The 11,657-nt window shown below is 42.6% G+C and carries 10 protein-coding genes; 5 read left to right on the top strand and 5 right to left on the bottom strand.

The window, feature by feature from the left end; all coding sequences use genetic code 11:
* Positions 1–655: 655 nt before the first annotated feature.
* Both EKM76_RS03810 and EKM76_RS03805 read right to left on the bottom strand, forming a co-directional pair.
* Positions 656–1,588, bottom strand: coding sequence for an FAD:protein FMN transferase (locus EKM76_RS03810; protein WP_125549368.1), 933 nt, complete (start codon positions 1,586–1,588; stop codon positions 656–658).
* Positions 1,589–1,593: 5 nt separating this feature from the next.
* Entirely contained in the window at positions 1,594–3,987 is a 2,394-nt protein-coding gene (locus EKM76_RS03805; RefSeq protein ID WP_125549367.1) for an NAD(P)H-dependent oxidoreductase, read from the bottom strand.
* A 199-nt stretch (positions 3,988–4,186) separates the two neighbouring features.
* On the opposite strand from EKM76_RS03805, the gene EKM76_RS03800 reads away from it, so the two are divergent.
* Positions 4,187–5,116 carry a LysR family transcriptional regulator gene (locus EKM76_RS03800; RefSeq protein ID WP_125549366.1) on the top strand — a complete coding sequence of 310 codons (930 nt, stop codon included), beginning with the start codon at positions 4,187–4,189 and terminating at the stop codon, positions 5,114–5,116.
* A gap of 195 nt (positions 5,117–5,311) precedes the next feature.
* Here the strand turns inward: EKM76_RS03800 and EKM76_RS03795 are convergent, their stop codons facing one another.
* The 3 genes from EKM76_RS03795 to EKM76_RS03785 form a co-directional block, all read right to left on the bottom strand.
* Positions 5,312–5,710: a hypothetical protein gene (locus tag EKM76_RS03795; protein WP_125549365.1), complete on the bottom strand. Its 399-nt coding sequence runs from the start codon at positions 5,708–5,710 to the stop codon at positions 5,312–5,314.
* Positions 5,711–5,737: 27 nt separating this feature from the next.
* Entirely contained in the window at positions 5,738–6,718 is a 981-nt protein-coding gene (locus EKM76_RS03790) for a hypothetical protein (protein ID WP_125549364.1), read from the bottom strand.
* Positions 6,719–6,874: 156 nt separating this feature from the next.
* Positions 6,875–7,165, bottom strand: a complete 291-nt coding sequence (locus EKM76_RS03785) for a hypothetical protein (protein ID WP_125549363.1) — start codon at positions 7,163–7,165, stop codon at positions 6,875–6,877.
* Between the two features lie 194 nt (positions 7,166–7,359).
* Here EKM76_RS03785 and EKM76_RS03780 point away from each other — a divergent pair, with 194 nt between their 5' ends.
* The 4 genes from EKM76_RS03780 to EKM76_RS03765 all read left to right on the top strand — a co-directional run bounded on the left by EKM76_RS03780 (position 7,360) and on the right by EKM76_RS03765 (position 11,561).
* Positions 7,360–8,175, top strand: coding sequence for a putative ABC transporter permease (locus tag EKM76_RS03780; protein WP_125549362.1), 816 nt, complete (start codon positions 7,360–7,362; stop codon positions 8,173–8,175).
* Positions 8,176–8,717: 542 nt separating this feature from the next.
* Complete coding sequence (locus EKM76_RS03775; RefSeq protein WP_125549361.1) at positions 8,718–9,212, top strand: thioredoxin domain-containing protein; 495 nt, start codon at positions 8,718–8,720, stop codon at positions 9,210–9,212.
* A gap of 150 nt (positions 9,213–9,362) precedes the next feature.
* On the top strand, positions 9,363–10,601 hold the full coding sequence (locus tag EKM76_RS03770) for a dicarboxylate/amino acid:cation symporter (RefSeq protein WP_125549360.1): 1,239 nt from the start codon (positions 9,363–9,365) through the stop codon (positions 10,599–10,601).
* A gap of 21 nt (positions 10,602–10,622) precedes the next feature.
* Positions 10,623–11,561, top strand: a complete 939-nt coding sequence (locus tag EKM76_RS03765; RefSeq protein ID WP_125549359.1) for an ATP-grasp domain-containing protein — start codon at positions 10,623–10,625, stop codon at positions 11,559–11,561.
* Positions 11,562–11,657: the final 96 nt, after the last annotated feature.

Here is an 11,657-nt window from a genome sequence, read left to right as displayed (position 1 = left end):
TGTGTTCGTTATTGTTTGGTCGCTATAACAATAACACGGAAGGTGCTTTTTTGGTACACCATTTTGGTGAAACTCTCAATCAAAGATAAAACGATGGTGTAGCAACATTCTCGTTAAGGTTTAGGAACAGATATGCATAATTCAGGTTTCTGACTGTTTTACCGGTGTTTTTATGCGAACATAATCTATTTTTACAACTACGAGTCTCTAACAACTGTCGATTAATCCTAATTGAACTAGCTAAGACGATTAAACTAACCAATTAAATAGTGTTCTAAAACTGCCAAGGTGAAATGGAGGCGCTGGCGTATCACTGTCGCTCGTTCTTAATGACACTATTTACAAGTATCGTAATTAGTACTTATTTGCTAAACAGAACGCTCTTCCCGTTGTCGATTGGACTATTGCCGAGGTGCGGCAAGTCCAACGCGCCACTGTCGCTCGTTCTTAACAACTAAGTTTAACAAGTATCAGAAACTAGCACTTATCCGCTAAGCAGTGCTTGCTTCCCGTTGTCGATTGAACTAAGGCGAAAACCGCCAAGTTCAAGTCGCACGCGTTCCACGCCAGCACCGGAATGGAACCAAACAAAATCTGTCCTAATTAAACTTTAGAAAGAACTAAATCATTTATTCACAGCTTTATTTTTAACGAGCTATTGAATTTGATAAGCGCTATCCAGCAACTCAACTTTGTCCTTTAATCCGGCAGTCAAATAGATCTGCTGGGTTTGCGTCACATAAATAGCGGCTAGATCAGGTTGTTGCGCAATTAATTTTCTGCTAGCTAATCCCTGATAAAAGGCAATCGTCGTCCAGATATCTGCGGTCAGCGAGTCAGGGGCAATAATCGTCACGCTGGCTAAATTATTTTCAATCGGGTAGCCGGTTTGACTATCGAACATGTGATGGTAATCGTGGCCGTCAATTTGTAAGTGGCGTTCGTAAATACCAGAGGTAACCACCGCGGCCGCAGCGGTGGTCAAGCGCATAATCATTTGCCCACGCTGTCGATCTGGCGCTTGGATACCAACGCGCCATTGTTGTTGTCCAACTAAAAGAATGTTGCCACCGAGATCAATGATCCCTTGGACCACGTGGCGTTGTTGCCACAGTGTGCGGATCGCGTCGGCAATGTAGCCTTTGGCAATAGCGCCGAGATCAAGCTCCATCCCGCTTTGCCGTAGAAAAACGCTGTGTTGCTGCTCATTGAGTTCGATCTGCTGTGGATCGATCAAGGGTAACTTAGTAGCGATTGCTCGGTCGCTAGGTTTGTGGGCATCACTAAAGCCGATGTGCCAAAGCTTAACTAATGGGCCGATTGCAACGTTAAAACCAAGTTGTTGCAAGCTAACATTAACGGCGGTTTGCACTAACTGATAGGTCAGCGCTGAAACAACGACTGCATGTTCACCGGCGGTATGGTTGATCGCCATGACTTCCGATTGTGGCCGATTAACGGTCAGAACATCTTCATAGTGCTGGATCAAGTGATAGGCTGCTTCAAGGTCAGCCTCAGTTGCTGGCGCAAAAACGGTTAAATTGATCAAAGTCCCCAGGGCAAAATAACTTTTCTTAAGTGGCAGCATTTAAACTACGCCTTAACTGTTTTGGCGATGGCGTTTTTAACTGCACTCTTGATGGCGTTGCTGGAAGCTGAAGCGCCGGAAATGGCGTCAACATCGTAACTGTTAGCGGCGACCATCGCTGCGGGTAATTGTTCGACCGCGGCCTTACCAACGTCTTCACTTTCACTTTGTTTGACCACTTCAACGGCTTGGATCTTGTCGTCAGTGTAGGTGACGCGGACCACCACTTGGCCACCAATACCGGCTTCGCTAACGCCTAAATATTGGTTCGGGCCAACGCTGATATCAGCCAGTGAATCCGCGGCGCCTAAGTCATTGCCACCGAGATCAACGTTAGCCGCGGCGATGACTGGGGCCACCATGGTTGCTGATTTTTCTTTGGCCGCATTTTCACCGGCAATTTTACCGAAAATCAAGCATTCGGCTAAGTTGCTGCCACCGGCGTATTGGTTAGCGTTGGCGCCACCGAGTTCGCCAGCACCGTATAAATGCGGAATTGGTTGTTGCTTGGTGTTCAGGATCTCGGCGTTAGCGTTGCGGCGCGGGCCACCTTGGGTATTGAGCATGCCGGATTCTAATTTGACGGCGTAATACGTGCCGGCGGTAAAGGCGCGCATCGTTGCTGCGGCGCGGTGCTGACTGTAGTCGACGCCGTTTTCAGCAAAGCCGTTAAATTCAGTGACCGTTTGTTGTAATGTTGTTGCATCTAAATCAGTTTTAGCAGCTAAATCAGCCAAGTTATCGGCTTTAACTACGCGGCTAAAGAAGTCAGGATCGGGTAGTTTTGTCGCTGCTTTGAATTGATCATATTGCTGCTGATCAAAAATCAAGTAAGGGTGATCCTGGGCGGTCGGGATCCGCCAAGTGCCATGATCGTACAAGCGACCGTGCCGGTTAGCTTCATCTTCGCGGAAGTAGCGGCTGCCATCGTCACCGACTACAAAAATACTGCCGGTGTACAGGTCAGTCCATGGCGCCAGAATTAATTTGCCGCGTTCGCCGGGCTGGGTCGCAAAGGTCATGCCTGATAGCATGCCGAGGCCTTCGTAACTCTTCATATGCCACATGTCGGCGCCAATTTCTTCGGCCATCTTGATGCCATCGCCTTGGTTGTAAAGGGTGCCGATCGTTGCTAAGTGTGGCGCGCCTAAATAATCTTGGATCGCTTTTTTATCAGTTTCAAAGCCACCGCAGGCCAGTACAACACCGTTTTTAGCTTGGATGTTAACGTTGTGACCATTACGTTTGATCGTGACGCCGGTGATTGCTTTAGTCAATGGATCTTGAATCAAATGTTGTGCCGGTGAAGCTAACCAGACATCGATATTTTGATGACGGTCAACGACATGCTGGCGCAAATTCTTCCACAATGCTGCGTCGAAAAAGCCTTCGTGGACCATGCTTAGGTCAAAGGTATCAGCCCCGGCGTATTCCGGATATTCGGGCGCTAAGCCTTTAGCGACTTCACCTTTGGTTCCATTTTTGTAGGTATCGTTGTAGCTAACGGGTTCAACATCGAGATGATCACGGAAGTATTGGCGCATGTTGACCATGCCATGAACGTAGGTCTGCAAGAGGTCAGCGTCCAAATCGATCGGGCCGAGCATCGCTTTGTAGTAAGCCAACATTTTATCGTAGTCAGTCCCCGTGGCCACGACTTGGCCGGCATAACGCACGTTGCCGCCTTCGTGACCTTCTGGAGCTGCATCGGTCAACAAGACTTTAGCGCCATTATCAGCGGCAAAGCGGGCGGCCGTGGCACCAGCAGCGCCGAAACCAATAACGATCACGTCATACGCACCGTTCCAAGTCAGCTGCGGTTTTTCAGCTATTTTTGGCGCTGCTTTTTTGTATTGTCGATTAATGATCCGCGCAAAGTCAACAAAATGGGCGAAGCATGCTTCCAAAAAGCTGCGCGTCTGCGCGTCTTTTAATTGGTGCTGGGTGTCGAAGGCATCCTTAACGTGACCGAGTAGAAATTCGTCACCTGGCAAAACGATGGCACCTACGCCAGGTGAATCCAAAATCTGGCGCAAATGTTGCTGGGCCCGTGACGACCCCTGGGGACCATACGAAGCGCCAACGACCATGACTGGTTTATGCGTGAAGGGATGAACTTGGCAAGATAACCATTCCAGCGCGCTTTTTAATGCAGCAGGAATCGAATGATCGTATTCCGGTGTCGCGATGATCACACCGTCAGCCGCAGCGATTTTAGTTGCTAATTGTGCGACGTTGGCGGGCGTTGGCTTCATAATATTTTCGTTAAATAGTGGCAATTGATTAATTTCACAAATTTCGATTTCATGCTGCGAGCCGAAATGGTTTTGCATATATTGGAGCAGAATACGGTTATTAGAATAATCCGCATTAGTTCCGACGATACCGATAAATTTCATAGAATAACCTTCCTTACATATATTATGCGATAAGTGACATATCGCATTTAGTCACAATGTTATAAATGAAAGGGCTTACTCAATGTGTCACTCTTTCACCTTCTATAATAATCTATTTTAGTAAATTGTGAAATAATTATTTTGTGTTAAATTTATGTTAATTTTGGCATATAATATTAAATGAGTAGAGGTGAGCGCAATGACGCCATTGGAAAAGGATAAACAATTTAGTATGATTTTAATGACGATCGCCAAGTTAGGAAATATTTCTGCGGCGGCCGAAGCATTATTTATGACCCAACCAGCAGTGAGCAAAATAATTAAGCAGCGGGAAACGCAGTTGGCGACGCGCTTGATCGAGCGGCGGCATCATCCATTGCAACTAACGTATGCAGGGGAATATTATTTGCAGCGGCTCCAGCACATCACGGCACAATACGACTCGTTGTACCATGGCCTAGCTAATCTGAATGAAGCGGGTCACGGCCGCTTAGTCATTGGTGTGACCCAATCGTTAGGCGAGCAGATATTGCCTCGGCTGCTGCCACAATATCACGCCGCGTACCCGAATGTTGACTTACGCTTAGTTGAATATCCCAGCAGTGAAGTGGAAAATGAGTTGCTGAACGACAATTTGGATTTATATATCGGCGTTTTACCCGTTGATAATCCTAAAATTCACTATCAATTATTTGCTCGCGAGCCGGTTTATTTGCTATTGCCACCCAGCCACCCGCAGTACCGACAAACAACTAAAGCAGTGACACTGATCAATGATTGTCGTGCGCTTATTGCCGGACAACCGCTAATTCTAGAAAATGAGAATTCGGGCTTTCAACGTTTGCTTGCTCAGTATTTAGCTAAAAATAATATTGAACCACAAATCGTGTTGCGAACGGCTAGCTTGGATACCGGCATCAAATTAGTGCAACATAACTTTTCGGCAGCTACATTTGTGCCACAAATGGTTTGGCAAAGCCATCCCAGCAACGTACCATTAGCCACCTATCAGTTAGCAACAACTGAATTACAAAGTGAAACGGTGGTCGCCTATAAGCGCGATCAATTGCTGACTAAACAGGAAAAAGCGTTTATTGATCTGGCAGTGAAAAATGGGATGACCACGTGAAATGTAAATGGCAATACGCAGAAAGCATTCCCGTAGATCGATTAAATGAAGTACGAAAAACTAGCTTGATCGTTTAAAAAATAACACTGGGGTCAAACGTATTCAGAGTAAGAAAAAAGCAGGTATCAAATCTAGATTTAGATTTGATACCTGCTTTTGTGATTGATCAAACACTTACTCAAGTACTTAAATAGTTTAGGCACCCATTTCCCAATGACCAAGATTGCTGGCGGCAAGTGTTTCGAAGTATGCTAGTAGCTCAATGGCGGCGTGGCGATCAACGTGCGCGATCGCGTTGAAGCCGGAGCCAGTTGGGACCACGTTACTCATACTCGTGACTTCGTTACCATTTTCAATGGTAACTTGAGCGAAGGTAGCTGACCAATTTGGCCCCATATTTTGTGCAAAGACGAAGAATAAATTAAAGCCATCACTTAAATAAGCTGGCATGGCCCAGGCTTCTGCGTCCATTGGCTCAGGGATCACATTTTCTTGGAAAACTAGTAATGGTGCTGTTTTAGCAGTGATTGGTTGATCTAAAATAAAAATAGCATTCTCAAATTCAGGACTGCCGGGTTCTGCGGATAAATTCACGGCGGGACCTCCCTAATAGCTAATTAATTACGAAAAGTTTTTCAGGTAAAAGGCGTATTTTGCCTTGATCTCTTTGATCGGTTGATCGACAACATGCTCATAACCGGCGGCATCAACTAAAAAGCGTTGACGGACGATCTCAGTTAGTTGTTTGCGCAAAACCGCATTAGCTGCGGGAATTGGCGTGGTATGAATATCGAAATTTTTCAAATAGTTAGGCGTCAATAATTTGGCGAAGTCATTAAAGGTATCCGCAAATACTTGAGCATAGGCCTTATCTGCATAATTTAATTCGATTTCTTCCAATTTAGTGTAATAAACTTGATCATCTAACTTCTTTTTATTCTTGATGATGTGCTGGGCGTCATATTCGTGGGTCAAATAAGCATCCCAATCACGAAAAGCGTATGCGGCTAAGCGTTCAACAAATTGTTGCCCTTCTGCTGATAGGTTTTGCCGTTTTAATTCGTGATCGTCGCGAATAAAGTAAGGGTGAGCGAGCCGTTGAATGACGAAATCATAAAAAGTGGCGGGAATGATTTCGCGAACACTATCTGGATCATATAATGGTCCAGTGCCAGGTTGAGTGGGCAAGTTACGCAAAGCTTGTCGAGTCTGATCAACAGCGAAAATTAAATCTTCGAGATCAGTATTGTTAGGATCAGGCTGGCGACTGATCACTTGTAAGATTTGGGTGTACAAACGAACTAAATCGCTGCACTCTGTTTTTTGGTTAGCAAAGACTGCTTCTTGGGCTTCATATTTACGTGTTTCGCGTTCTAATTGAGCCTCTAACGCAACTGCCATCCGTTCAATTTTTACAGGTAAGACTGGTTGGTCAAAGGATTCTTCTGCCACCGTATGGACTGCGCTACGTAATTGGGGCCGCAGTTCAATGAAATCGGGGTAGTCGAAAACGTTCGGGAATTCCTCCTTTGGCTTAGCTGCATTGGCTGGTTCTTCTGAGTTACCAGTCAACGCGGCGTGATTGATGTGAAAATGTGCCATGATGGGTTCACCTATCTTTCTTAATAAAAAGCTATATCCACTATAGACGCTTCAATTGTAAAAGTGAATTAGTGAAATGCCTAATAAAATTAGTTAGTGCCATAAAATGATGCTTAGACGTGTTCCACTCCGCCTAAGTACAAAATAACAACTAAATTAGAATTGCTTTAAACCGCCAAATAAATTCAACAGGACAACAATTAAAACGGCAATATTGCCAAGGCAAGCTAATAGGATAATACTGAAACGTAAGCTAAATATTTGGTAGCCACGACCAGCATAGTCATGCCGCTGTCGTTGCCCACGATATTTGACGGCGGCGACTAGCGTTAGCGCTAACAAAATCACTTGAAGCAAACTACCAATTAAAGGGGCGTAAGTCTGATTGGTTAAAAAGAAATAGTTCATGAGCGTCAGGGTGCCAGTAATAATAGCTAATAAAAACATTAGGTTACCTCTAATACATATTCTAACAAAATTATGACCAAATGAATTGATTTTTTTGATAAAAATTTTATTATGTGGTACGAAGCTTGTATTTGCGGACTATAAGATCGATTTTTTTAGTGGAATTAGCTATAATAACAACAATAAACGTCGTTAAATAATACATAAATATTCTATATACAAGGAGAATCGAGATGGCGATTTCAACATTACAAAATACCTTTGAACAACAATTTTCGCTGTGGGTGCTGTATTTTTTCGCCTATGCGTTTGTTGGTTGGCTGTGGGAAAGCGCTTATGTCAGTGTGCGCAAACGGCACTGGGTCAATTCTGGTTTTTTGATTGGGCCGATCATCCCAGTCTATGGATTTAGTATGGCGGCGGTATTGGCCGTGATCGAGCCGTTTGAAAATAATTTGGTGGTTCTTTATCTGCTAAGTGCGTTGCTAGTTACTTTGATCGAATACGTGACTAGTTGGTTGATGGAACAATTATTCCACGCACGGTGGTGGGATTATAGTGACGTGCCATTAAATATTAACGGACGTGTGGCGATCCCAATTTCGTTGTTCTGGGGTGTCGGCGTTGTCTTGATCGTTAAGTTTATTCAGCCATTGGTTGCCCACTTAGTACTATATTTAGCCGTGCATTACGGTATTTTTATGGTCATCGGCTTAATTGCCATCCTGATGTTTGACTTCGGCTTTACATTGGCTAATGTTATTGCGTTTGGTGCAGCAACGAAACGAATTGGCGATGCGATCGAGGACAAAAAAGGTGAGCTTAAAGCTAAGGTGGCTGACACAGGTGCTAAATTAGAGCACGAACACGCTTGGCTGGAGGCTTTTCGGGCTAACACGGGTGAACGTGAACAACTGCCTAATTTGAATTTTGTCCAGCGGCGGCTGTTGCGTAGCTTTCCACATTTAAGGTTGAACAACACGCGGACCTCGGTCAAGGATATTTCGGCATTAGCAGAATTACGTAAACGATTGGCGCAACGAAAATAGACGAGGAGATTGTCTAAGTTAAATGCTTCTGCAACTGATGAAATATACGCAACGTTACTGACTACACTTAAGCTTGAACCGTACGTTGTATCAGTGATTCGGACGGATAACGATACTAGTTTCTAAATATAGGCTAACAGCGATTATACCTAAGCAAATAATTTGGGATGCTCGTGAAGCTGTTGCTAGTTTGAAAATCGTGATTGACTTTTGCTGTTCGGGACCCTATACTTGCTTTAAATTAAAAATTAATTAAAAAAGATGTTGATGGAAAGAGTAAGTTTTGCGAGTCGATTTTAAGCGACTGCCAATGGTGAAAGGGCAGATCAAAAGCAGAACTGAACATGAATCCAGAGTCTTAACAAGAGTGAAAGCCTTTGTTACAGTGGAGTCTGTTATTACTCCCGGCATGTTTGTGCTTTTGAGGTGTTACCGTATATTGGTGACGTGAATTTGGGTGGTACCACGATATTATCGTCCCTGCAATATTTTGCAGGGACTTTTTTTGTTTTAAAATTAAATTAAAATGTGAGGTTAGTTTTATGAGTGATGTACAGTTTACAGCAGAAGCAGCACTAAATTTTGGTCCAGCCAATGCGGATCATCAAGTAGTCTTAATTTTAAATTTAGGTTGTCCAGATAGTCGGCAATGGTACTTGAATAATCGGCAGGCATTATTTTTTGCCACTGATTCTGGATCGATCAAGTTACAATTAAAATTTTGGAATAAGCCGGTCGCTGATTTAGCTAACGGTAATATAGCCAATAAGTTCATCGATTATAGTCAGCCAAAAGCAGCACTAGCATATATAGATGCGGTTTATGCGCAACAAAATGAATTAAATGCAGCAGTTGATGCAATAGAATTCATTAAAACAAATTTTAAAACTTCAACAACGACTGAGCCAGCAACGATTGCTGCAATCGATACTGAGGTTGCACATAATCAAATTACCAGCTTACCGACCGTAATTTTCGACGATCAAATTTATGCAGAAGACACTCTAGTACCATTAACAACACTATTAGACAATTGAAGGGGGGATTTGTATGAATCGGTTTCGACTCAATTCGGTTAATCAATGGCTGACTTTGTGGCGTGGAAGTGCCAGAAGTGATACAGCCATGTGCTTTCTGTAGATCAGTTGTATGTAATTCAACTCAATACAAGAAAGTAGGCTGGTTCGATGACCGCTATTAAAAAAATATCATTGCCCATTCAATTATTGATCGCGCTGTTTTTAGGACTTGTTTTAGGTAAATTCATTCCAGGGGCTGATAGCTTTTATAATTTACTAGGAACTGTATTTCTCAATGCAATTACTATGGTGATTTTACCCTTGATTTTCCCAACCGTTGTGGTTGCTGTTGTTCAAATTTTTAAAAAACAAGCATTTGGTAAAATTTTATTGAAAACTTTTGTGTACTTTTTCGTGGTTACCACAGTCATTATTTTTATATACTTAGCAGCTGGCTATTATTTTAAATTTGGGACTAGTGTACAAACTAATGTTGATACTCAGGCGCTAAAAGGAATCGCAACTAAAGTCGATCTATGGACTTTTATCGCTAATGTTGTGCCGACCAATGTATTTAAAGCCTTTGCTGATAATGATTTATTGGCAGTCATCTTCTTCGCGATTGTTTTAGGCCTTGGACTAGGTGCTTATGGGCCACAGAAATCGGCGCCATTATTAAAGTTATTTGATATTTGGACTAAGGCAATTTACAAAATAACTGATTTTATTATTAAGTTATCACCGATTGGGATTTTTGGCATCATTGCTCATGATATTAATAGTGTGGGCAGTGGGAAAATTCTATCATTGATCAACTTTATTGTAGGTCTCTACATCGGGTATTTGGCCTTAGCAGTAATTGTTTTTCCAATTATTGCACTAATTTTCAAGGTTCCGTACCTTCAAACTTTCCGTAGTATTCAGGATTTATTCTCACTTGCCTTTTTCTCAGGTAGTTCAAGTGTTGTCTTACCTAAGTTATTGGAACGACTTAAACAGACAGGAACATCAGCAACGATCACAGATTTTGTTGTGCCACTAGGATATACCTTCAATTTAGAAGGAGCTACTGTGTACCTATCAATTGCGGTTGCTTTTATTGCCAACAGTTATGGTGTACAAATAAACTTAGTTTCATTACTAACGATCACCTTGTTGTTAACATTTATTAGTAAGACGATCGCTACGGTTCCTTCGGGCGCAGTTGTTGTATTGCTAGCTACTGCTGCTCAATTAGGGTTACCAAAAGAAGGTGTCGCGTTGATCTTTGCAGTTGATTTCTTCGCTAATGCTGGCCGCACAGCACTTAACGTTTTAGGTAATGCATTGGCAGCTAAAGCCTTAGATACTCAACGTCAGACTAAAGTGGCCCAAGCACCATTAGCGGCTAAAATCGCTAAAAATTAAATTAATTTGGAGGAAATTATTATGACTGAAGAACAACCTAAAGTTTATGTTTTGCATGAGAATATTGATTGGACACGCCATTTAGTCACCTGGTTAGAAGATAAAAAAATACCTTATGAATTATGGGACTTATCACAAGGCATCTTGGATCTAACCAGCACACCGCCAGCAGGAATCTTTTATAATCGGATCTCAGCGTCTGCGCACACCCGCAATCATCGGTACACACCAGAATTTGGGCAGCAAGTTATTAAGTGGTTAGAGGATAATCATCGAGTCGTCTTAAATGGTTCCAATGCCATTGACTTAGAAATCAGTAAAGTTAAGCAATATCTGGCTTTGCAACAAAGCGAGATCAAAACGCCGGCAACAATTGCAGTTTTAGGTAAAGAAAACTTAGTGGCTGCCGCAAAACAACTCAATATTTTTCCGTTGATCACCAAACATAATCGTGCCGGTAAAGGGGCGGGTGTTCATCGTTTTGATTCATTAACAGAATTAAGTGCCTATGTGGCTAGTCCTGATTTTGAAGAACCTGTTGATGGTATCACGTTGTTGCAACAATACATCAAACCAATCGACGGCCGGATCCGCCGTTCAGAGTTTATTGGTCGGCACTTTTTATACACAGTATCAATCGATTCAAGTCAAGGTTTTGAATTATGCCCAGCAGATGAATGCCAGATCCCTAATATTAGTAAATCTAAATTTGAAATTATCGGTCCATTGGCAGATGGACAACAACAGGCCTATGAAGCTTTTCTCAATGCTAATCAGCTAGATGTAGCAGCGGTTGAATGGGTAGAAGATGCGGCACATAATAGATATGTTTACGATGTGAACACCAATACTAATTACAATGATCAAGCAGAAACGGAGGCTAATATTTTTGCTCATGAGCATTTGGCATTGTACTTACAACAAGTCCTTAATGAGCAATACGCAACAATAACGAAGTAACGATAATGTATTGAATTTATATTATTTTATGTTTTTCAAGACTTGATTTTCTATGAGAAGCTTTAAAATTAAAATTTTAGACTGATCACGTCTAAA

Origin of the sequence: Loigolactobacillus zhaoyuanensis (assembly GCF_003946385.1) — a bacterium.
Classification (GTDB): domain Bacteria; phylum Bacillota; class Bacilli; order Lactobacillales; family Lactobacillaceae; genus Loigolactobacillus; species Loigolactobacillus zhaoyuanensis.
This window is presented reverse-complemented; position numbering and strand designations above follow the sequence as displayed.